This window comes from Rhodohalobacter halophilus (assembly GCF_001715195.1).
Lineage (GTDB): Bacteria > Bacteroidota > Rhodothermia > Balneolales > Balneolaceae > Rhodohalobacter > Rhodohalobacter halophilus.
The window spans coordinates 17218-39047 of record NZ_MDWE01000008.1 but is presented as its reverse complement, the minus strand read 5'-3'; the positions used below and the strand labels follow the sequence as shown (position 1 = coordinate 39047).

At 45.5% G+C, this 21830-nt stretch carries 19 protein-coding genes; 10 read left to right on the top strand and 9 right to left on the bottom strand.

Annotated features, from left to right (window positions below):
* Nucleotides 1-111 precede the first annotated feature (111 nt).
* Entirely contained in the window at nt 112-1512 is a 1401-nt protein-coding gene (locus BG260_RS03280; RefSeq protein WP_069130522.1) for a class II 3-deoxy-7-phosphoheptulonate synthase, read from the top strand.
* A 299-nt stretch (nt 1513-1811) separates the two neighbouring features.
* On the opposite strand, the gene BG260_RS03275 is transcribed toward BG260_RS03280, so the two are convergent.
* Nucleotides 1812-4202, bottom strand: coding sequence for a glycoside hydrolase family 31 protein (locus BG260_RS03275; protein WP_069130521.1), 2391 nt, complete (start codon nt 4200-4202; stop codon nt 1812-1814).
* Between the two features lie 418 nt (nt 4203-4620).
* On the opposite strand from BG260_RS03275, the gene BG260_RS03270 reads away from it, so the two are divergent.
* The 3 genes from BG260_RS03270 (at nt 4621) to BG260_RS03260 (ending at nt 7875) form a co-directional block, all read left to right on the top strand.
* Nucleotides 4621-5049: an Hsp20/alpha crystallin family protein gene (locus BG260_RS03270; protein ID WP_069130520.1), complete on the top strand. Its 429-nt coding sequence runs from the start codon at nt 4621-4623 to the stop codon at nt 5047-5049.
* A 255-nt stretch (nt 5050-5304) separates the two neighbouring features.
* Nucleotides 5305-6783, top strand: coding sequence for a DegQ family serine endoprotease (locus BG260_RS03265; RefSeq protein WP_069130519.1), 1479 nt, complete (start codon nt 5305-5307; stop codon nt 6781-6783).
* A 228-nt stretch (nt 6784-7011) separates the two neighbouring features.
* Nucleotides 7012-7875, top strand: a complete 864-nt coding sequence (locus tag BG260_RS03260) for a mechanosensitive ion channel family protein (protein WP_069130518.1) — start codon at nt 7012-7014, stop codon at nt 7873-7875.
* On the opposite strand, the gene BG260_RS03255 is transcribed toward BG260_RS03260, so the two are convergent.
* Entirely contained in the window at nt 7876-8334 is a 459-nt protein-coding gene (locus tag BG260_RS03255; protein ID WP_176719422.1) for a MauE/DoxX family redox-associated membrane protein, read from the bottom strand.
* 122 nt (nt 8335-8456) lie between these two features.
* Between BG260_RS03255 and purF the strand changes: the two genes are divergently transcribed.
* Genes purF through serA form a run of 3 tightly spaced genes read left to right on the top strand, consistent with a single transcriptional unit; the run spans nt 8457 to nt 12162 of the window.
* On the top strand, nt 8457-9959 hold the full coding sequence (purF, locus tag BG260_RS03250) for an amidophosphoribosyltransferase (protein ID WP_069130516.1): 1503 nt from the start codon (nt 8457-8459) through the stop codon (nt 9957-9959).
* Nucleotides 9959-10561 carry a ribosome biogenesis GTP-binding protein YihA/YsxC gene (gene yihA, locus BG260_RS03245; RefSeq protein WP_069130515.1) on the top strand — a complete coding sequence of 201 codons (603 nt, stop codon included), beginning with the start codon at nt 9959-9961 and terminating at the stop codon, nt 10559-10561. The genes purF and yihA overlap by 1 nt, the downstream gene beginning before the upstream one ends.
* Nucleotides 10562-10572: 11 nt before the next feature.
* Nucleotides 10573-12162 carry a phosphoglycerate dehydrogenase gene (gene serA, locus BG260_RS03240; protein WP_069130514.1) on the top strand — a complete coding sequence of 530 codons (1590 nt, stop codon included), beginning with the start codon at nt 10573-10575 and terminating at the stop codon, nt 12160-12162.
* 40 nt (nt 12163-12202) lie between these two features.
* Here the strand turns inward: serA and BG260_RS03235 are convergent, their stop codons facing one another.
* The gene (locus BG260_RS03235) at nt 12203-13744 is read right to left on the bottom strand and encodes a sodium:solute symporter (protein WP_069130513.1); all 1542 of its coding nucleotides are present in this window, start codon (nt 13742-13744) and stop codon (nt 12203-12205) included.
* 166 nt (nt 13745-13910) lie between these two features.
* Between BG260_RS03235 and BG260_RS03230 the strand changes: the two genes are divergently transcribed.
* A complete protein-coding gene (locus BG260_RS03230) occupies nt 13911-14291 on the top strand; it encodes a GxxExxY protein (protein WP_069130512.1) in 381 nt (126 codons plus the stop codon).
* A gap of 40 nt (nt 14292-14331) precedes the next feature.
* On the opposite strand, the gene rdgB is transcribed toward BG260_RS03230, so the two are convergent.
* Both rdgB and BG260_RS03220 read right to left on the bottom strand, forming a co-directional pair.
* Entirely contained in the window at nt 14332-14922 is a 591-nt protein-coding gene (gene rdgB, locus BG260_RS03225; RefSeq protein ID WP_069130511.1) for an RdgB/HAM1 family non-canonical purine NTP pyrophosphatase, read from the bottom strand.
* Nucleotides 14923-14928: 6 nt separating this feature from the next.
* Complete coding sequence (locus BG260_RS03220; RefSeq protein ID WP_069130510.1) at nt 14929-15846, bottom strand: PfkB family carbohydrate kinase; 918 nt, start codon at nt 15844-15846, stop codon at nt 14929-14931.
* 118 nt (nt 15847-15964) lie between these two features.
* On the opposite strand from BG260_RS03220, the gene BG260_RS03215 reads away from it, so the two are divergent.
* A complete protein-coding gene (locus BG260_RS03215) occupies nt 15965-16597 on the top strand; it encodes a methyltransferase family protein (protein WP_069130509.1) in 633 nt (210 codons plus the stop codon).
* A 148-nt stretch (nt 16598-16745) separates the two neighbouring features.
* Here the strand turns inward: BG260_RS03215 and BG260_RS03210 are convergent, their stop codons facing one another.
* The gene (locus tag BG260_RS03210) at nt 16746-17975 is read right to left on the bottom strand and encodes a S8 family peptidase (protein WP_069130508.1); all 1230 of its coding nucleotides are present in this window, start codon (nt 17973-17975) and stop codon (nt 16746-16748) included.
* Nucleotides 17976-18392: 417 nt separating this feature from the next.
* On the opposite strand from BG260_RS03210, the gene BG260_RS03205 reads away from it, so the two are divergent.
* The gene (locus BG260_RS03205; RefSeq protein WP_176719421.1) at nt 18393-18941 is read left to right on the top strand and encodes an NUDIX hydrolase; all 549 of its coding nucleotides are present in this window, start codon (nt 18393-18395) and stop codon (nt 18939-18941) included.
* An 81-nt stretch (nt 18942-19022) separates the two neighbouring features.
* On the opposite strand, the gene BG260_RS03200 is transcribed toward BG260_RS03205, so the two are convergent.
* From BG260_RS03200 to BG260_RS03190, 3 genes are read right to left on the bottom strand one after another with little or no spacing between them, the layout of a single operon-like run.
* Entirely contained in the window at nt 19023-20120 is a 1098-nt protein-coding gene (locus BG260_RS03200; protein WP_069130506.1) for an NAD(P)/FAD-dependent oxidoreductase, read from the bottom strand.
* A complete protein-coding gene (locus tag BG260_RS03195; protein WP_069130505.1) occupies nt 20117-20611 on the bottom strand; it encodes a WbuC family cupin fold metalloprotein in 495 nt (164 codons plus the stop codon). Before BG260_RS03195 ends, BG260_RS03200 begins: the two co-directional genes overlap by 4 nt.
* Nucleotides 20612-20615: 4 nt before the next feature.
* Entirely contained in the window at nt 20616-21803 is a 1188-nt protein-coding gene (locus BG260_RS03190; protein ID WP_069130540.1) for a M20 metallopeptidase family protein, read from the bottom strand.
* Nucleotides 21804-21830 lie beyond the last annotated feature (27 nt).

Sequence of the window (21830 nt, the reverse complement as noted above, 5' to 3'; positions counted from 1 at the left end):
CGAATCACATTCGGGGTTTGTTAAGATTTGAGCAGAAGCAAAAAAATAGGCTTTACGCAGAATTCCCCTTATTTTTAGAGTTCTTTTTGAAATCTCAAGTATGTTCACTCAATGACAACCGACCCCAAAACTGCAAATCCGCTCAACATCGAACTGAAACCGAATGAAAACGGATGGAGTCCGCTTTCCTGGAATTCCAAACCGATTGAGCAGCTGCCGCCCTATCCCAATTCAGAAGAGTTGGAGAATGCATACCGGGAACTTAGAAGTTTGCCCCCGCTTATTACCTCGTGGGAGATCGAGGCGCTCAAAACCAAACTGGCGAACGTATCGCGGGGTGAAGGATTTCTGCTGTGGGGAGGTGATTGTGCCGAGACGTTTGATGCCTGCACGGCTCCCAAGATTGTGAACATGCTGAAGGTGATGCTCCAGATGAGTTTTATCCTGGTGCACGAAATGGGAACACCAATTTTGCGGGTGGGACGAATTGCAGGTCAGTACGCCAAACCGCGGTCCAAAGATTCCGAAACGATTGACGGCGTAGAGATGCTCAACTACCGCGGCGACCTGATCAACAGTTTTGAGCCGAATAAAGAGGCCCGGACTCCCGATCCGCAGCGCCTGATTAAAGGATATGAAAAATCAGCCCTGACGCTCAACTTCCTTCGCGCGCTGGCTGATGAAGGCTTTGCCGATCTGCAGCATCCCGAACAGTGGGAGCTCGATTTTATGCAGAATAACGAGTATTACAAAGACTACGAAGCGATGGTGAACTCGATTCATAAGGCGATCAACTTTATGGAAACCATCACGCCCAACACGTTCAGTACGCTGCATAAGGTGGATATTTACACCTCGCACGAAGCGCTGAATCTCTATTACGATTCAGCCCAGACACGTCAGGTGCCGAGAAAAGCGGGGTGGTTCAATCTGAGCGGGCACATGGTATGGCTTGGTAACCGAACCAAGCAGATTGACGGAGCTCACGTGGAGTATCTGCGCGGGATTGAAAATCCGATTGGAATTAAGGTGGGCCCTCCGTTTGATGTGGATGAGACGATCGAAATTATGGACAAGCTCAATCCAAATCACGAGGCCGGAAAAATTGTGTTGATCTCCCGGATGGGTGTGGATGAAGTGAAGGAGCATTTGCCGAGGTATATCAAAGCGGTGAAGAAAGCCGGTCACCCGGTCGTGTGGAGCTGCGACCCGATGCACGGGAATACGTTCGCAACCGAGAACAACGTAAAAACCCGCCGGTTTGATGATATCCTGGATGAAATTAAGGAGACGTTTGCCGTTCATCGCGCGGAAGGCAGCTATCTGGGCGGTGTTCACCTGGAGCTCACCGGGGATAACGTAACCGAATGCGTGGGCGGAGCAAACGGGCTGAATGAAGCCGGATTGGGCACCAACTACGAAACCTACTGTGATCCTCGATTGAACTACGAACAGAGCCTCGAAATGGCATTTCTTGTAGCCAGGGAGTGGAATAAGAGCTACAGATCGTAAATTTTTGATTTCAAATTACAAACTATTTTAAAGGCAGCATTTGACCGAGAGGTTTGAGTGCTGCCTTTTTTTGTTGACGACTTCGTATACCTTCGAGTCACAGTGCTTTGTGGCTCATTACCGCTGACCTACAACGGACAGAAAGCCGGGTATGATCAATGTTTGGAATGTCTTTAAAAAGACCCGATTGAGTAACAGGTACATCCGATCAATAATTTAACCAAAGAATTGATCTCTCTGATAATGATAAAAGAGCATACAGCTCTTTAGATTTTCGGATGGGGAGCCGGGCTGCTTTTTTATTCCCACTCAATAGTTAGAGTATGCCGAGAATTTGTAAGGTAGATCGAATCAATTTTTAAAGAATCACCACTTAGCCTATAATCCACGGGCTCCGCGTCATACCGGACACTCTTGATCGATCGTTTTACATTTCTCAATTCCAGGTGAATTCGCTCCGTCTCTGACTCAAAGTTTCCCCCAACCTCCGCCATAAACTTTAAGACTGATTTTCCCTCCCGATTGGATGAAGAGATATGAAGCATTTCATACTTCCCTTTTTTATAAGCGTCATAGGTTGAGCCGTCATCATGGTAAATGGATGTTGTGTAGTACGGAACGGTACGGTCGTGAAATTGAAGTAGCTTGAGCGTTTCTACTGAATAGTCTTCAGTAGATTGCACCAATTCTATCATCGGGATGATCGTCCCCCCCCTTACAAACGTAGGGATAGTTTCTTCTGCAACCTCTACTTCCGTCTTACTGCCGCCTTCAAACTTTTCACCTGAGTTAAAATCGAACCAGTTGGATTTTCCCGGAAACCATACCGTCTGTTTTTTCTTACCGGGTTCCATAACCGGTGAAACCAGTATGTCATCTCCAAAGAGATAGGTTCCGGCCACTTTATAGATTTCGTGGTTATCCGGCTCTTCAAAAAAGAGAGGCCGCATTAGCGGCATTCCGGTGGTGGAATTTTCAAATGCAAGGGTGTAGATGTAGGGCATCAGCCTGTATCGCAGCTCAATCGCTTTGCGTGAGAGATCCAGCGCTTTTTCGCTTCTGAAAACCGGCTCAGAGGGAACGTTCTCCTGCGCATGTGGACGGTAAATTGGCTGAAAAACACCATATTGAAGCCACCGGACATATTTTTCATCATCCACCAGATCTCCGGCAAAACCTCCTAAATCGGAGTGCATGTATGCCAAGCCCTGCAGACCCATTTGAAGAGAAATCTCCGGTTGTGATTGAAGCCCGCCCCAGGTACGATTCACATCACCCGACCATGGAATCAACCCAAATCGTTGTGATCCCGAATACCCGGCACGCATCAAATTGAATGGACGAACATCGGGATAGTTTTCTCTATACCCCTCGTGAACAAGCTTTGCCCATTCGTGGCCGTAAATGTTATGAACTTCGTTGGCGCTGCCGGTTTCGTGCTGAACCCAATCAGGATGAACCTCCGGCTCGCCCAGATCGCCCCACCAACCGTGAACTCCCATCTCAATCAACTCCTGATAGATATTCCAGAACCAATTGCGTGCTTCCGGTTTAAAAACATCGATCAGGCCTGTGTTCCCAAAAAAGAAGTCGTAGGTAGCGGGGTTGCCGAGAGAGTCAGTTGCCAGTACATTATTTTCAACAGCTTCATCCCATCGATCGGATGTGGTGAGAACAAACGGCTCGGTGATTAGCACGGTTTTGACATCCATCTCTTCCAGTTGATCGATCATCTGTTCAGGTTCAGGAAAGGAGTCTCGGTCGAAAGCAAGATTGCCCATGGTTCCTTTTACCTCCTTGCCAAACCAATAGAGGTCTAGGATGATAGCGTCGAGCGGTACATTCTCATTCCGGAACGTCCTTGCCGTTTCGAGAACTTCCTCCTGTGACCGATACCCAAAACGGCTTGAAAAATTCCCCAGTGCCCAGCGCGGTGGAAGTGGCTGAAATCCGGTCAGCCGTGTGTAATTTTCAACAATCTCTTCCCAGCGATTCCCGGCAATAACCTGGTAGCTTTGTCGTCCGGAAATTGCCTCGAATGAGAGCACGTTGTTAAACTGACTATCTAGGTCGAGCCAACCGACGGTGGGATTATCAAAGTGGATGGCGTACATTTTGGATGAAAGAACCATCGGGATGGTGTAGTTCATCAATTCAGATCGGGTTTCGTATCCGTAGTGAGCACGATTGTAAAGCTGAAGGCGATGACCGCGCCGGTCCATCCCCAAAGCCCGGGCACCTCCACCCATTAAAATTTCCGTTTCTGTGATGTTGAAATCCACTTCAAATCCTTCATCCGAAGATTGAAATCCATTTCGCTCTTCAATCAGTTTTTTCCCATTGTAGTAAAACGATATTTTCCCGGAGGGCCTTTCGATGAAAATGTGAAGCCCTTCGGTTAGCAGTGCAACATCATTACCGCTGTCATCCACATCGAAAGAAGTAAAATTCTTGTCCAACACTACTGCATGCGATGGGGCATATTCTGTATAATCATGCTCATAGAATATCACCTCTGCAACTTCGGGTGAGTAGAATGAGATTTCATAAACTCCTCGATCCAGTTCAAGCCGAAAATGATCATCCGTAACATTGTAGTGGAATGTTTCCGATTCCTGGGCAGTGACGGGAATCAATCCGGGGAGGAGTAAAAGAACAGCGAAAAGGGGAAAAAATCGAACGTTGAACATATTCAACAGTGAGAATTTAAAATTGGTATCGGTAACAATTCGTTCGCAAAAAATACAAAGGCTGAAAGCCTTAAAAAACCCAACTTGGGTCACAGACCCAAGATCATCAAGAAATAGTCCGGATCCAAATCAGGCTGAAAGCCTGCGACAGATGGCAGGTCGATCCTGGGTATAATATCTAAAACTTGAATAAATACTGAAGGTCAGTCAGAATTGCAGTGGCTCAAAGACAGTCTGTCTTTTCAGGAATGACAGCCGGTCACGGGCAGATCATCCGTCCTGAAACTACTTCATAGTAACTCTTACGAATCTGTCAGAATTGACATGAATAGATGGGTTGGCACTTCAGTTGCAACGTTTATAAGTGAACAATTGAACTAAAAGATTTACAACACAAACTTAAAAATTGGAGGTCATTATGGCACTTGTAAGATATTCCCAACCTGGAACAGATGTTTTTGGCAAACGTTTTTCAGACATTATGGATGAAATTTTCAATGATGCAGTCGTAAACCGACAAAATTCGTTCGCTCCTAAAATTGATATATCAGAAACCGAGAAACAATACGTTATAGATGTAACTCTTCCCGGTATGAAGAAAGACGAAATCCAGATTGATCTGGAAAAAGGTCGACTGACAATCAGCGGAGAGCGAAAATTTGAAAAAGAGGAAGATGGCAAGACCTACCACAGAGTGGAAAGCCATTACGGAACATTCACCCGATCCTTCCAGCTTCCTGATGATGTAAACGATGACAGCATCAACGCTTCGTACAAAGATGGAATCTTAAATATCACCATCGACAAGAGCGAAGAGAAGATGAAAAAACAGATTAAAATTAAATAAGTAGTTAGTAGTAAGAGCTGTTCTCATATGTCCCCTAAGAGAGCAGGTTAGTTAGCGCCGGAGATCCTTTGACAAGTGTCTCCGGCATTTTTTGTGCAATAAATTAGGCCGTCAACATGTTAGAAAATCTGCGGTTTTGCTGACATCAAATTTGTCGGATAATCAGCAGAAAAATGTAACAATGGGTTGCGGAAAAGCAGTTTATCAGGATGAATGATGGCTGCCCGCCAAATTAAAACATAACAGATAAATTTTATGGACAGAATAACAAAAGGCATTATTGCCGCGGTAGCTGTGGCATTTTTCCTCATCGGTTTAAACATCGGGAATGATCCGGATCAGAGATCAGAGTCCAATGAGCTTCCTGAATTTAAGACAACAACGCCTACTGCCGGTCAATCCTCAAACAGTCTGAGAGATTTTAACAGCGCAATTGTTGATATCGCAGAGCGAACCAATCCCACAGTTGTAACCATCAACACTACACAAACTGTGCGTCAGCGACAGCGCTCCCCTTTTTCATTCTTTTTTGACGACCCGAGGTTTGACCAGGAGAGGGAATTTCAGCGTCAGGGTCTCGGCTCGGGTGTAATTGTGTCGGAAGATGGTTATATCATTACCAATAACCACGTGATTGACAATGCGGACAAGATTAAAATCACGCTTTACAACGGTGATGAACTGGATGCCGAAATTATCGGTACAGACCCCGCAAGCGACATTGCCGTCCTTAAAATTGATCATAACAATCTCAGTGCAATTCCATTGGGAGACAGTGATGAATTACGGGTTGGAGAGATGGTTCTGGCAATTGGCAGTCCGCTGGGTAACCAGTTTGCACACTCGGTATCCATGGGAATTGTAAGCGCAAGCGGCCGTTCCGGACTTCGCCTTAATGATTTTGAAAACTATATCCAGACCGATGCAGCGATAAACCCCGGAAATTCCGGCGGACCGCTCATTAATGTGGATGGTGAACTGATTGGAATTAACACCGCCATTGCCAGCCGAAGCGGCGGTAATCAGGGGCTTGGTTTTGCCATCCCGATCAACATGGCCCGGAATGTGATGGAAGCACTGATCACAGACGGACGAGTTGCACGCGGTTATCTTGGAATTTCGTTAGGCGGTGAAGTGGACCGAACCATGGCAAGAGCACTTGGAATGGAAAATCCTCGCGGATTTGTGATAGGTGATGTTGTGGAAGATGGGCCGGCTGCAAAAGCAGGACTTCAGGAAGGAGACGTGGTTGTTGAACTGAACGGCCAGCGTGTGCGCGATTTTTATGATTTCCGGGTAACCATTGCCAATTCACAGCCCGGCACTGAAGTGGATATCACGGTATTTCGTGATGGCGAAACTAAAAAATTCACCGTTAAGCTTGGTGAGCTTGATACAGAACAGATTGCTGAAGAGATGAGCAGTTCAGATCGTGAAGAACTCAGAGAACAGCTCGGGTTTACCGTAGTAGAGTTGACAGATAACATCCGCCGGCAGCTGAACCTTCAGTCACAGGCTTTTGGTGTGGTCGTCAGTGAAATAAATGAATCTAGCGGTGCCTACTCACAAGGTTTACGCAGAGGAGATGTCATTTCACAGGTAGCCGGCACATCGGTAACACAACCCGATGAATTTTACGGCGCTGTACAAGCCTTGATTGATGAAGGAAATGAAGTGGCACTATTGAGAGTGAATCGCCAGGGCCGAAACATTTTCGTGGCGTTCGAGTTATAATTTTGGTTTATGTTAATGGTTAAGGTTGAGCCTCTGTCTGATTTCAGGCAGAGGCTTATTTTTTGTGCTATCATGCTTTAGCCTTTATACAAATTTTGGAAAGATAATCTCAATAATCGTGGAGTTCATCCCTGAGGTACATTTCAGCGATCCGGGAAAATCAGTCATTAGGTTTTTTGTGAGCTGTTTCAGATTTTGGCCAATAAAATCGAACCTAATCAATCAGGCATGCTGGAATCTCTCATCGATTCATTTTTACTTGAAATAGACCAGTTTATTGAGTTTTTACCCCGGCTGACCATCGCAATTGCCATTGCGCTTATCATCTATCTCATCGGACGAGTTGTAGCCAGCATTGTCGTTCGAATTTTGAAACGTACCGATATGCCGGTTACCTACCACGAATTTTTTCGGAAACTGACCTCCGGAGTCGGAATTTTTATTGCGTTCATCATTTTCCTTAACCTAATCGGCTACAGCACATTGGCAGCCAGCCTGGTTGCCGGTGGCGGTCTCACAGCCGTAATGCTTGGCTTTGCTTTCAAGGATATCGGTGAAAACTTTCTTGCAGGCTTTTTCCTGGCTTTCAGCCGTCCGTTTAACACCGATGACGTCATAGAAACGGAGAACATTACCGGGAGGGTAAAAAGTATTCAGCTTCGTCAAACACACATTCGTACGCCCGACGGAAGCGATGTGTTTGTACCCAGCGCCCAGCTCTTCACCAAGCCGCTTCGCAATTACACTCTCGATGGGCTTCGCAGGGGTAATTTCACTGTTGGAATTGATTACAACGATGACGTAGAGAAGGCACTGAATATTATTCTAAAGACTATTTCTGAAACGAAAGGAGTTTTAAAAAAGCCGGCTCCATCAACCTCAATAAAAGGATTTGATCCCTCATTTGTAGACATTCAGGCGTTTTTCTGGATCAGTGCCAAAGATCAGGAGTTGAGCCTGGGGGTGGTCCGGACCCGTGCAATGGAACAAGCCCGTAAGGCGCTCATCGAAAATGGATTTACCTTCAGCTCAGACATGACAACCGCTATCGACATGCGGCCGGTTAACGTAAATGTAAGCGGTAAAAAATAGTTAGTCCGTTCTCTTGTCAGCCGGTATAAAAAGGGCGGCAGCCATGGTTAGGAACAGGCCGTTTCGAATAACCATTTTCCAGCCAAATTCACTTCCCAGTAGAGTGGCAAGGATAGATCCGCTTTCCGGATCTCCGAAACATCCGCAATCACCCTCGATTCCGGCTCCGAGTCCGTAGATTGCAAAAATAAAAAAGCTGAAATAAATCATCAGTGCGGCCGGCTTGACTACCCTACCCAACAGATTAAAAACCAGCAATCCACCAACTAAAATCTCAATCCAGGGAAGTGTGTCTATAATGGCCGACTTCAGAAACAGTGGAATCCACGTGATGTAGGCAATTGATTCAAACAGGGCTGTATTATCCTGAACTTTCAGATAGCCGGCAATTAGCAACAAAACGCCTAAAATGACTCTGAAGACGATTTTAAGAATGGGTATGAATGTAGATTTTTCCATAGGTGTAGTATACGAATCTGAAAAGAAAAACGTATCTGTCATCTCCCTTTTTCATCTGTTATTTACAACGCTTTTGCCTATCTTTTAAATTCATGATAACCCCTGATTACTCAACCCCAGGCATGATCGATAAACCTCATGACTACTGCGGCATTTTCGGCATTCACGACCACGAAGACGCTGCGCTCCTCACCTACTATGGCCTTCACGCATTGCAACATCGCGGACAGGAATCGGCCGGAATTGTAACAACCTACTTTGATGATAAGAAAGATCGGCACATCATGCCGATGCACAAGGATTTTGGCCTTGTGCTTTCCGTTTTTGATGACTCAAAGATCTTTCAACGCGAGCTGAAAGGTCGCTCGGCAATTGGCCATAACCGCTATTCAACAAGTGGATCGTCCAAAAATCCGGCAAACATTCAGCCCTTTCGAGTTCATTATCGCAAGGGCAATCTGGCGATCGGCCATAACGGTAACCTCTCAAATGCACGAACATTGCGCGAGAGATTCAGGGATGAGGGTGTTCTGTTTCAAAGTACGTCCGACACCGAACTGATCCTCCATTTGATTTCTCACAGCAGAGAAGAGGATCAGATGGACCAGATCATGGATGCCCTCCGGCAAATTGAAGGGGCTTACTGCTTGGTGATTTTGACAGATGACAAACTGATTGCCGTACGCGATCCCAACGGTTTTCGCCCGCTTGCTCTTGGAAAAATTGACGGAGCATATACCGTAGCCAGCGAAACCTGTGCATTTGATATTATTGGCGCAGAGTATATCCGCGATGTTGAGCCGGGCGAGGTTGTTATCATCGACCGGGAAGCAAAAAAGAATCAACAGCCGAAATCGCTCTATCTTGAGCCAAAATCCGGCACTAAAAGCAGTCAATGTATTTTTGAGTATGTCTACTTCTCCCGGCCGGACAGTAAAATTTTTGGCGAGATGGTCGACAAAATCCGCCGAAATCTTGGAAAACAGCTTGCCAAAGAGCATCCCTTAAATGAAGTGATAAAGTCGAGCCCGGAAGATCGCCGACCTATTGTGATTTCGGTTCCCGACTCAAGCAACACGGCAGCTATCGGGTACGCTCACGAAAATCAAAAGGCGGGATTGGATTGTAAATACGACATTGGGCTGATCCGTAACCACTATGTTGGCCGGACGTTTATCTCACCCGGTCAAAAATCGCGTGAGCAGAAAGTTCGAACGAAATTCAATACGGTAAAAGGAGTGATTGAAGGACGCCCCGTCATTATTGTAGACGACTCCGTGGTTCGGGGAACCACATCCCGCTACCTGGTGGACATGATCCGTGATGCGAATCCATTGGAAATTCACTTCCTGGTTAGTTCTCCTCCAATCACCCATCCCTGCTTTTACGGAATGGACTTTCCAAGCCCCGAAGAACTGATTGCAAACAAGTTTAACCGCGATGTTGACGCTATTGCCAAAGAGATTGGAGTAGACAGCTTAAGATATCTCTCTGCTGATGGATTAGTAGAAGCCGTGAAGGAAGCTAACGACTCCGAGCACGACTACTGTACAGCTTGCTTTACCGGCAATTACCCGGTACCGGTCGATTTTGGCGTAGAAAAAGAAGAGAACGAGATTGTTTAATGAATTTCAGAAAAGCAGAGTTCATCACCAGTGCGCCATCCATCAAAGAGTGCCCGGAAGAGTCTCTGCCTGAGTTCTGTTTTGCCGGACGCTCAAATGTTGGCAAGTCTACGTTGATTAATAAAATCACCAATCAGAAAAAGCTGGCCCGCACAAGTAACACGCCGGGAAAAACACAGCAGATGAACTACTACAAGATTGATGATGAGATCTATATTGTTGATCTGCCCGGATTTGGTTTCGCCAAAGTCCCTAAAAAAGAGCGCGATCGCTGGGGGCGAGACATCAAACAGTACCTTCTGATGAGAAAACCGCTGAAACTCATTTTTCATCTCGTTGACAGCCGTCATAATCCAACCGGCCTCGATCAGGAGTTTTTCTATTGGATGGCCAGCAAACAGAAACCGTTTGCTGTGCTTCTCACCAAAGCAGATAAACTGTCTAAAAACAAACTGACTCAATCCGAAAAAAAAGTGAATGATGTTCTCTCAAAAATGAATATAGAAGTCCCCGTTATTCCCTGTTCGGGTGATACCGGAAAAGGAGTTCAAGAGATTCAATCACTGATAACTGAATTCAAAGATTACGACCTTAACGAATAAACAGAGTTCTCATGCCCTACAAAGCTTTACTATTAGACAATGTTGATCCATCCTGTGCAGAAATATTCAAAGAGAGAGGAGTTGAAACCCACATTCCCGAAAAACTCTCAGACAACGAGCTAAAAAATGAGATTGGAAAGTACGATGCCGTTGTATTGCGAAGCGGCACGACTATCACAAAAGAGCTTCTTAAACACGCAGATAAGCTAAAAGTCATCGGCCGGGCCGGTGTTGGCGTGGATAACATCGACATCCCTGCGGCCACGGCAAAAGGTATTCTGGTGATGAACACTCCGGATGGGAACACCATCTCAACTGCTGAGCATACTTGTGGAATGATTCTCGCCCTCTCCAGAAATATTCCTCAGTCTGTCGCTCGAGTCAAAGACGGTGGATGGGATCGTAAAAGCTTTATGGGCACTGAAGTTCACGGGAAAAAACTGGGCATTGTAGGGCTGGGCAAGATCGGCTCAGAAGTGGCCACCCGAATGAAAGCTTTTGGAGTGGATGTTTACGCCTACGATCCATTTACCACAGAAGACCATGCGAGTTCGATCGGAGTGCAGCTTCTTGACCTTGATGAGCTTTTATCCACGGTAGATTACCTGACGGTTCACACTCCGCTGACCGATAAAACACGCGGAATGATTTCGCTTGAAAGCTCGGATAAAATCAAAAATGGAATGAGACTGGTTAACTGTGCAAGAGGTGGAATTTACAAGGAAGAAGATCTTCCAAAACTGATTGAAAGTGGAGCCATTGCCGGTGTAGCCCTGGACGTCTACTCATCCGAACCCCCAACAGCCGACCTCTATAAAATCCTGGAACATCCGGCCGTAATCTGTACACCTCATCTTGGGGCTTCTACAGAAGAGGCTCAGGAAAAAGTTGCCGTCCAAATTGCCAGCCAGATTTCCGACGCTTTGGAGAACAAAAATTACAAGGGCAGCCTGAACGGTAAATCGATCTCGTTGCTCACAAATAAGGAAGTTCAGCCCTATGTTGAATTGGCCGAAAAACTCGGGAAAGTGACCGGTCAGATCATGCCGGACAACAGCAATAAGTTTTCATTCGAATATACCGGCGACTGTGTAAAGTTTGCCGATATCTTGACGGATGGAATTTTGAAAGGAATGCTTTCCGAATATGTTTCTGAATCTGTAAACCTAATCAATGCGCGGCACTATGCCGAAGAGCGCGGGATGAAGATCAGTGAAACAACCAGCAGTAATGGAAAGATGTATAAGGATCTGGTGTCTATTGAACTGGGTGAGGATGCTCCCTACAAAAAGATCTCCGCGGCTGTATTTGGGCCAAAAGATTACCGGATTGTGGAAATTGACGGCTATGGTATCGAACTCCGCCTGGAGGGTGATATTCTGATGTATCAGAACCAGGATAAACCGGGTATGCTCGCCTCAGTGGCTAGTTCACTTGCAGCTAAAAATATCAACATCGGGGCGTTGAGCCTTGGCCGGGCCGGTAAGGGAACTCATGCCATCACAGCGGTTATTGTAGATAAACAGCTTACCAATGATGAGTTTAAAGAGATCTGTAAACTGGACGGAATTCAGAATGTGAAATATATCTCTTTGTCTTAGTTATTTAGAATTTAAACGGGAGATTTGAGTGATCAATTTATCATCTGATCCATTTTCGTACATAAAATGAAGCATTGGCTACTGCAATTACAATCACTCCGCCAACCAGTGTGTAGAGTGGCCAGGCGATTGTAAGAGGCTCACCGGGTAGAAATTGTTGAAGAGCCCCTTCCACCATAAACAACAGGGAGATCAGACCGGTAAAAAAACCAATCATCGCATCTGTTTTATCCGGGTGAGGGAAGAGACGGCCGAGCATAAAGATTCCAAGCAGGCCGCCATACGTATATGAGGCGATGCCCAGCCCCAGCTCTACAATTGCAGGCTGTTCATCTCCGGAGAGCTGCAGCCATGTAAACAGAAATGCTGAGCCGGTTAGTATGACACCCCATCCAATCGTTGTCATTCTTGACATCCAGAGCTCCCGCTCCTGATCCCATTCACTGCCAAAAATTGGCTTAATTATATCATACGTTGTGGATGAGGCAAGTGCATTCAGTGAAGAGCTGAGGCTACTCATAGCCGCTGCAAAAAGCGACGCTATAATAAGGCCGGCTACACCCACAGGCATTTGATCCACAATAAACTTGGCAAAGATCTCATCGGTAGTTCTCAAACCAAGTTCTGCAATATCAGCTCCGCTATAAAAGATGTAGAGCATCAGTCCGATAAACAGAAACAGCCCGAACTGCGCTGCTGCTACAATTCCACTCCAAACCAATGCTTTCTGGCTCGATTTGAGATTGCCGGTGGCAAGCAGTCGCTGTACAATGAGTTGATCCGTACCGTGTGATGCAATGGAGAACACCGCCCCGCCAAATACGGCAACCCAGAATACATAGGGATCGGCTAAAAACTCCTGAATGGAAAGTCCGCCGCCAAAGTTGAGTATCGTGAGTTTTCCTTCAGCACTCAGTATTGACAGAGATTCGGCAAATCCCGTATCGATCTTGCTCAGCATCAGCATCAGTGCAAAGAGTGCTCCGCCAATATACACGACCATCTGCACCACATCCATCCAGATGACCGCTTTGATTCCACCCAGGAAAGTATAAATCAACGTAATAACTGCAATGACTGAGATGGCAAGGAGATAGATCGATCCGTCACCCCATGCGTCAAACACACCGGCAAACCGGAAAATAATGGCCAGGGGAATGGCCGTTGCAAAGAGTCGTACACCATCAGCCAGAAGCCGGGTTACGATAAAGGTTGAACTGGCTGCTTTTCGCATTCCGGAACCAAATCGTTTCTCCAGGAACTGGTAAGCAGTGGTCATTTCACCTTTCACGTAGGACGGAAGAAACCAAATGGCAACGATAATACGGCCGAGAATGTAACCGATAGTGAGCTGCAAGAATAACAGGTTCCCACCGTAAGCTACGGCCGGAATACTGATAAAGGTGAGGGTACTGGTTTCTGTAGCGACAACTGAGAAAAGAATAGCCCACCATGGCATTTCTCGTCCGCCCAGAAAATAATCAGTGGAAGATTTTTGTGTACCTGCCGACCAGATGCCAAACACGGCAACCGCCACCAGGTAGAGAACAATAATAACGCCGTCGAGCAGAGTAAATCCCATGAATCCAATTAGTTTATGAACCTGTAAAAGAAAGGAATTTAGTGAATGGATTCAAAAAGATTTCACCGCAGAGACGCTGAGGACGCGGTGAATATTTTTTGTAAGGATTGTGAAATAAATGTCTCTTATGAGAAAGTGGTCATTATTCAAAATAATTTCGAGAGACATGCACGAAAATAAAATTGGTACTCACATTGTAAGTTCAGCTTATGAAGTGCATACACAGTTAGGCCCGGGTCTTTTGGAGTCTACATATCAAAAGTGCTTACTGTACGAATTAAAGAAAAGAGGTTTAAGTTTACTTTCAGAGGTTCAACTGCCTATCAAATATAAAGAAACTGAAATTGACTGCGCATATAGACTGGACCTTATCGTAGAGAACAAAGTGATTATTGAAATCAAATCTGTAGAAGGCCTATTAAATATTCATACAGCTCAGTTAATCACTTATCTAAAATTAACTGACTGTAAGCTTGGTTACCTCCTGAACTTTAACTCAGCCAGACTTAAATATGGCATTAAGCGGATAGTCAATAATTTAAAGTGATCAACCCTATTACATCCCCTGCGTCTCTGCGGTGAACTTTTTATTTTTTCAGGAACTCGATGAATTTTTGGACGGCTCTTCCGCGGTGGCTGATTTTGTTTTTCTCTTCTGAGCTCAACTCGGCAAAGGTTTTTTCATATCTCTCGGGCACAAAAACCGGATCGTAGCCAAATCCTTTCTCTCCTCTTTTCTCATTAATGATTATGCCACGACAAATACCTTCAAAGAAATATTGATCTGAACCATCGACAAATGCGATTACTGTACGAAATTGAGCTGAGCGGTTCGGCTTCCCCTTCATCTCAGCCAGGAGCTTGTTTACATTATCTTCGTAGGTAGGATTATCCCCCGCATATCGTGCAGAATAAACACCCGGCTCTCCGCCAAGGGCATCCACTTCCAGGCCTGTATCATCAGAAATGGACGGAAGCCCGGTTTTGTCGTGCCAGGCCTTCGCTTTTTTTAAGGCATTTCCCTGAAGATCGGGCTGATCTTCAACAACATCCAATGGTTCATCCACATCCATTGTGGACTTTAGTTCTATATTCAGCGGTGTTAAAACCTGGCGAAGTTCCTCAATCTTATGAGGATTTCCTGATGCCAGAAAGATTATTTTCGGTCGATTTTTCATCGTTTGTTACTCCACTTCCGGAATCTGGCTCAGCTCTCTGAATTCCCGGTAGCGATCATAAATCTGCTTTTCATTCAGATCTTTCAAGCGTTCCGGCCCAAATTTTTCCACACAAAAACTGGCCATCACGGAACCAAAAATTACTGCTTTTCGCATGTTAGTTGGAGTCAGGTCATCTGTATAAGACAACCACCCCAGCAGTCCGCCAAGAAATGTATCGCCTGCACCGGTAGGATCGAAAATATCAATTACAGGATAAGCGGGTGCTGAGAAAATCTCATCGCCTGTAAACAGCAGCGCGCCATGCTCCCCTTTTTTGATGATCAGTGAATCCGGCCCCATATTCCGAACTTTGTCCGCTGCTTTAATCAGGTTCGGTTCATTCGCAAGTTCTCGCGCTTCCGAATCATTGATCACAAGAAGATCCACCCGTTTCAATGTACTCTTCAGCGCATCCGGAGTGCCTTCAATCCAGAAATTCATCGTATCCATCACCACCAGATCAGGTTTACTCACCTGATCCAATACTTTCTCCTGAAGGCTTGGCTCAATATTACCCAGTGCAACAAACTTTGAATCTCGGTATGCATCGGGAATAATCGGATCAAAATGTTCAAACACATTCAACTGGGTATCCAGTGTATCCCGATTGTTCAGATCGTAGTGATATTTTCCTTTCCAGAAAAAAGTATTTCCACTATCATCTACCTGAAGACCTTCCAGATCCACATCTTTGCTCTTTAATAGTTCAATATCTTCGTCGGCAAAATCCTTCCCCACAACACCGACAAGGTTGATTTTTTTTGCGAAATAGGAGGCAGCGAGGGATATGTAGGTGGCGGAACCGCCCAATATACGATCTGTTTTACCGAATGGAGTTTCAATACTGTCGTAAGCCACAGAGCCGACTACAAGAAGAGACATAGATGTTTTCTTTAATTCTGATTAATTCGTCATTTTAACGCATGGAAAATAGCAAATTCATTACCCTTTTGTTGCGTTCCATCCCGATTAATTTCAAATCCAACATCCGTTCAGCAACGTGGCAAACCTTTTAACCGACTATTTGATTCCCACCCTCGTATTTCTGGCATTTGCCGTTATGCACAGTCTGACTGCATCTCACTCATTTAAAACCAAAATCTTTAAGCTGTCACCGAAACTAAAAGCATGGTATCGGGCTCTTTACAACTTGACCTCCCTTGTCATGATCGGGTTTTTGTGGATTAACTTGCCGCAAGACCAAATTCTTTATCAATTAAGCGGTATTCCCTTTTACCTGCTGCTGACGCTTCAGGCTGTCTTTGTATGGCTCTTTTTAAAATCGATTTTTACCCAGAACGGAATGGTATTTCTTGGCATCAAACAGGTTCTCATAAATATTCGTAAAGGAGAACTGCCAAACTATCTGGATGAACCACAGCGCGGCAGGCTGGTTACCAAGGGCCTCTATAGATATATGCGCCACCCGATGTATACATTTGCGATGTTGGTTCTGGTCTGCTCTCCTATCATGACGGCAAATCTTCTCTATTCCATCCTCATCTTTGCTCTCTACTTCTGGATCGGGTCCTACTTTGAAGAGAAGAATCTAATCCAGCGATTCGGGGAGAGCTATGTTCAATATCAAAAGAACGTTCCGCGCTTTATACCTCGTCTCAGAATTCAAAAGTAAGATTACAAATTGGTTCTCGCAGAAAAGTGCAGATGAACTGCGGAGTTACGCAGATTTGATAATACTGCCCATAAAAAAAAACGCCCGATTGATTTCTCAACCGGGCGCTTACCTTATCTGTCAATATAAGTCACACGTTTACTAAACATTACTGTGCGGCAATCGGATAACGTACACCATCAGGAGCCGTTGATGACTGTCCGTCTGAATTCACATTACCATTGTTAACCAACAGTATACCTGCCACATGCGGAGCGGCCATAGATGTACCGCTAATGGTGTTGTAACCGCCATCATTCCAGGTAGACTGAATACTTACACCGGGTGCAGCATGACTTGTGGGTGGCCCATAATTTGAAAATGAAGCAAAGTTATCGTTTGAATCTGTAGCTGCAATAGTCCACACATTTGGATGCTCAACTCTGGCAGGTGATGAGTTTTCAGCCCATGTACTGCTATTTCCTGCAGCCACGGAGAACAGGATTCCTTGGTTGGCCGCATTTACAACAGCATCATCCAATGCCTGAGAAGCACCGCCACCCAAACTCATGTTGGCAACATCACCAGAAGAGGCATTTGCGGCAACATAGTCTACACCGGCAATCACTCCGGAAATTGAACCACTACCACGTCGGTCGAGAACTTTTACCGGAACCTGAACAACTCCTGAAGCAACTCCAAGAATTCCATTGTAGCCGCCAATTGTACCGGCAACGTGTGTTCCATGACCATTTCTATCTCCTGCATCTCTTCCGTCCGGTCCGCTTGAAAAAGCTGTAAAGCCTCGGTTAGCATCTACATTCAGATCTGGGTGATCCAGTTGAATACCGGTATCAATTACCCATGAAACTGCACTTCCGGAATATGTAACGGCACCGCCAACTCGATCAATTCCCCAAGGTACAATTGCTTCGGCATCACCGCCACTTCCATCATCACCACCTCCATCATCGGGGTCGTCATCACATGGTCCGCCATTTGGAGTTCCACATGGAGGTGCCAGTGTTACAACTTTGTCCTTCTCTACATAAGAGACTCTCTCATCATTTTTAAGCAGGGAAAGTTGAACATCACTTAATGTTGCAGAAAACCCGTACAGTGCATTTGAGTACATTGAAATTACTCGATCACCGGAAACTTGTGCATCCGATAAAATAGAGTTACGGAAATTTTCAATATAAGCTTTTCCTTTCACCTCAAGCTCTGACTCATCGGGTTTCATTACCACAATATAACTGCCCTCAATGATGGAGCCTGCTACGAGAGCTTCCTCTTCCGGCTCATCCGGTTCAATATTCGCTACATCATTACAACCATACCCGATCATCCCGATCAGCAATACGGCAATTGCAAATGTCCATTTAATCTGTCTACTCATAGGTTTGTTTTGTTTGATTTGGTTAATGACTCATGACGTTTTTTTCTTGGATAATGAGCTATTATCGGTACCGTCATTTTTCGGTTCCAACTACATTAACAAAGCATAACTATTGTTTCAAATTGTAAATACCCTCACATGCCGACACACCTTCGTGCCTTTGAGTAATTCTTTAAACTCAATCACATAAGCAGTTTAAAAAATTTCAGGTGAATCGGTTTCTCTTCGAACATCAGTTAAATATAAAATTCAACGTTAAACAATTATTGTAGAACTTGAGCATGGTTCCCTGTATTTTAACTCTCAGTTAAGAATATTTTTTTGATGTCTACACACCCCTTTTTTTCATATTTAAAAGAGTTATCCCAGTCGTCTTTACCCGGATGGAGCGCGCAGAAGAGAATGTGCCCTTCCCCGGTGAACGGAAAACCAATGCGCCGGGAGGCAGACCACAACCTGGGCCATCCAAGCAGTGTACTTGTTCCTCTCTTTCCCGATCAGGACGAAGAATTACAGGTAATTTTAACACTCAGAACCGACTCGATTCGTCATGCCGGACAGATCAGCTTTCCCGGTGGTCGTTCTGAAGTGAATGAGACACCGGTTGAAACCGCGCTGAGAGAATCTCAAGAGGAAATTGGAATAGAACCAACAACGGTTAATATAGCCGGCAACATCAGCCCGCTTTACCTCGACAGAAGTAACAACCGGATCAGTCCATTTGTTGGTTTTTTGGAATCTAAACCGGAGTTGACACGAAATCCCAATGAGGTTGAGGAGATCATATTTGTACAACTGGATCAGCTTTTAAAAGACCAGTATCTAAAGCGTGAAATCTGGGAGCTTCAAGACCGCAAGTTAGTGGTACCTTTTTGGGATATCCACCGGGTGCCCCTTTGGGGAGCTACGGCCATGATGATGAGTGAACTGCTGGAGCTTTATCAGAAGTTTTTGAATGAGGAGTAATTAAATGCTTTTACTAAGCAAGGTAAAGCTCCCCTAAATTCCCACCTTGAAATGAGAGAAACTCTTTTTCAGTAGCCTATTTCAATCCATTTCTATCATATTTACAGCCTGTGAGGCAACCTCCATCCCCACGGCAATTCCCATCCCGCTTAATCCGGCAGCCACAAAAAGGCCCGGTTCAATTTGCTCCAGAATTGGCTCTTTATTTTCCGTCATTCCCATAATGCCACTCCACTCTATATCAACCTTCCAGTCAGAAGGCAATTTGAGTACGTCATTTGCAAAACCGTATAGATACTCTTTGATCTTTGGATTCACACCAAACTGATTCGTTGTCTCCTCATCCTTTGCCAAATTTCTCGCCCCGCCAAGCAGCAGTCGATCACCCACATTCCGGAAATAGACGTACCCACGATCGTGATGAAACGTACCCCGCCATTTCAAATCCTTGATCAGTTCGGTTACAAATACAAACCCCCGCGCCGGCTGGATCGGTTTTTTGATCAGATTTGATGTAAATCCGTTCACCGCCGATAAAATCTTCTGAGGTGTCAATGCCACACCCTCCTCAAACTCCACACGTTTTGTTTCAACTGAAGAGACCTTACTGTTCCATAGAACCCTCACACCCGCTTCAGCCAGTTTTTGATGAAGGGATCTCATCAGCAAACCGCTGTTGATCGCACCTTCCAGCCGGTTAAAAATGGCCGGATACCCTTCAAACTCTTTCACCGAATAGACATCGGCTTCTCCAATAGCCACTTCCATTTTTTGATTGAGCCAGTCCATTTTATCGCGGCACTCTTCAAAAAGCTGATCATCGGTAAAAATCTCGTGACCGCCCACCGATTCGTAACCGATCGCCTCTTCTCCCATAGTTGATTTCAGTTTTTTTAATCCGTTCCACCTGCGCTCAATTCGGCCCATAACGGTCTCTTCTCCGGCAATCTCCAAATCGGCCAGGTGTTCCGAAACGGATCCAATACAGGCAAATCCTGCATTTCGGGTACTGGCGCCTTCCGGAGCAAATCCTTTATCCACTACAATTACATCGTGATCGGGATATTTCTCTTTATAAAAAAGCGCCGCTGATGCTCCCACAATTCCGGCACCGATCACCAGCAGATCCGGCGATTTCAGCCACTCTTCCCGTTCCCAGAATGAAAATTCTCGTTTCATAGATTCAGATGGTTTTTCAGTTTTTCAATTGCATTTGGATCAGATTCGTCGGCTGACCATTGCGCAAACTCTTTATCCGTTTTTGCATTGTACGGGCCTTTTTTACACTCAAACAGAATGGTATCCTTTTCAAGTACAATGAATGTATGCCAGGTGTTCGGTTCGATATCTATCACAGCAGGTATTGATGACGATTTTAGAAGATTGTCTGTCAGAATATTACCTGATTCATCCAACGTATAAAACCGGATCAAACCTTTCATAATCACGATCGTTTCCGTTGCGTGAGCGAGCGGATGCCGGTGCGGACGAATATAGGTCCCGGGCTGAAGGAAGTTGATCAACCGCTGCACTTCCGCTTCCTGCCGGCGGTGGATTGGCAGAATCATCCGCTTTCTCGGGCTTTTCCGAGATGCCTCCAATCCCTCTTCAATCTGACTCTCAGAGAGTTGAAAATAATGGCCAACAGGATTATCAAATGCGAGCTTCATCGATTCACTCTTTTAATGCAAGTCCGGCCATTAAAGCGGCACCGGTCAAAAAAGCCCGCTCATCGATATTATATTTGGGATGATGCCAGCTCCAGCCGGAATCTGCCTCTTCACTTCGGGACCCCAAAAAGTAGAATGCACCCGGAAACTCCTGCTGGTAGAATGCAAAATCCTCACCGCCCATAATCGGTGTATCCAGCTCAATTAGCTGATCCTCACCAAACAGCTCTTTTGCCGTCTCCATCACTTTTTGTGTACAGGTTTCTTCATTATCTATTGCCGGATATCCCTCATTAAAACGAAAATCAAACCTGCCGCCGGCTCCCTCTACAACACCCTTCAGAATCGCCTCCATTCTTGCCTTGATGAGCATGGCGGTATCCCGCGAAAATGTGCGAACGGTACCCAGCATCTTCACTTTTTCCGGTATCACATTATAGGTTGAACCCGCATTAATTTTTCCTATGGTCACAACTGCTGGCTCGGTTGGATTAATGTTTCGGCTCACAATGGTTTGAAACTGGGTAATAACCTGAGCGGCCAGCACGATCGGGTCGATGGTTTCGTGAGGGGAAGCCGCGTGTCCGCCTTTCCCATAAATTTCGATCTCAACTTCATCCGGTCGCGCCATCAGCGGGCCCGTTTTGGTGGCGATTTTTCCTACTTCGTAATTTGGATTCATATGAAGGCCAAACACTTTCTGAACTCCCTGTTTCTGCAGAAATCCGGACTCCATCATCAATCGTCCTCCGCCGGGAAGCTTCTCCTCTCCGGGTTGAAATATCAGAACAACCTTTCCCGAAATATGATCTTTCAAATCCATCAATATTTTGGCTGCACCCAACATGTTGGCGGTGTGTGCATCATGTCCGCAGCAGTGAGCCGCACCGGGCCTTACAGATTTAAACTCATGCTTCGCCTCACCATCTTCATCCATGGCAAGCGCATCGATGTCGGCACGGAGGGCAATCACCCGATCTGCCGGCTTTCCTTCAATAACTCCAATACATCCTGTCTCCAGCGGCCGATGAGTTTCTATTCCCATCTGTTTCAGCTCATTCAAAATAAATTCGGTGGTGTCGTACTCCTTATAACTTACTTCGGGATTCTTGTGAAGATGGCGGCGCACCGAAACCATGTAATCAAAATATTCCTCGGCTTTCTTCTTTAGTTGACTCGATAAATCTGACATGATCTTTTCATTCAATTCAATAGACAT

Excerpts from the sequence above, each read along its gene's own strand:
- BG260_RS03280 (WP_069130522.1), top strand. The coding sequence starts at position 112 with ATGACAACCGACCCCAAAACTGCAAATCCGCTCAACATCGAACTGAAA.
- BG260_RS03275 (WP_069130521.1), bottom strand. The coding sequence starts at position 4,202 with ATGTTCAACGTTCGATTTTTTCCCCTTTTCGCTGTTCTTTTACTCCTC.
- BG260_RS03270 (WP_069130520.1), top strand. The coding sequence starts at position 4,621 with ATGGCACTTGTAAGATATTCCCAACCTGGAACAGATGTTTTTGGCAAA.
- BG260_RS03265 (WP_069130519.1), top strand. The coding sequence starts at position 5,305 with ATGGACAGAATAACAAAAGGCATTATTGCCGCGGTAGCTGTGGCATTT.
- BG260_RS03260 (WP_069130518.1), top strand. The coding sequence starts at position 7,012 with ATGCTGGAATCTCTCATCGATTCATTTTTACTTGAAATAGACCAGTTT.
- BG260_RS03255 (WP_176719422.1), bottom strand. The coding sequence starts at position 8,334 with ATGGAAAAATCTACATTCATACCCATTCTTAAAATCGTCTTCAGAGTC.
- purF (WP_069130516.1), top strand. The coding sequence starts at position 8,457 with ATGATCGATAAACCTCATGACTACTGCGGCATTTTCGGCATTCACGAC.
- yihA (WP_069130515.1), top strand. The coding sequence starts at position 9,959 with ATGAATTTCAGAAAAGCAGAGTTCATCACCAGTGCGCCATCCATCAAA.
- serA (WP_069130514.1), top strand. The coding sequence starts at position 10,573 with ATGCCCTACAAAGCTTTACTATTAGACAATGTTGATCCATCCTGTGCA.
- BG260_RS03235 (WP_069130513.1), bottom strand. The coding sequence starts at position 13,744 with ATGGGATTTACTCTGCTCGACGGCGTTATTATTGTTCTCTACCTGGTG.
- BG260_RS03230 (WP_069130512.1), top strand. The coding sequence starts at position 13,911 with ATGCACGAAAATAAAATTGGTACTCACATTGTAAGTTCAGCTTATGAA.
- rdgB (WP_069130511.1), bottom strand. The coding sequence starts at position 14,922 with ATGAAAAATCGACCGAAAATAATCTTTCTGGCATCAGGAAATCCTCAT.
- BG260_RS03220 (WP_069130510.1), bottom strand. The coding sequence starts at position 15,846 with ATGTCTCTTCTTGTAGTCGGCTCTGTGGCTTACGACAGTATTGAAACT.
- BG260_RS03210 (WP_069130508.1), bottom strand. The coding sequence starts at position 17,975 with ATGAGTAGACAGATTAAATGGACATTTGCAATTGCCGTATTGCTGATC.
- BG260_RS03200 (WP_069130506.1), bottom strand. The coding sequence starts at position 20,120 with ATGAAACGAGAATTTTCATTCTGGGAACGGGAAGAGTGGCTGAAATCG.
- BG260_RS03195 (WP_069130505.1), bottom strand. The coding sequence starts at position 20,611 with ATGAAGCTCGCATTTGATAATCCTGTTGGCCATTATTTTCAACTCTCT.
- BG260_RS03190 (WP_069130540.1), bottom strand. The coding sequence starts at position 21,803 with ATGTCAGATTTATCGAGTCAACTAAAGAAGAAAGCCGAGGAATATTTT.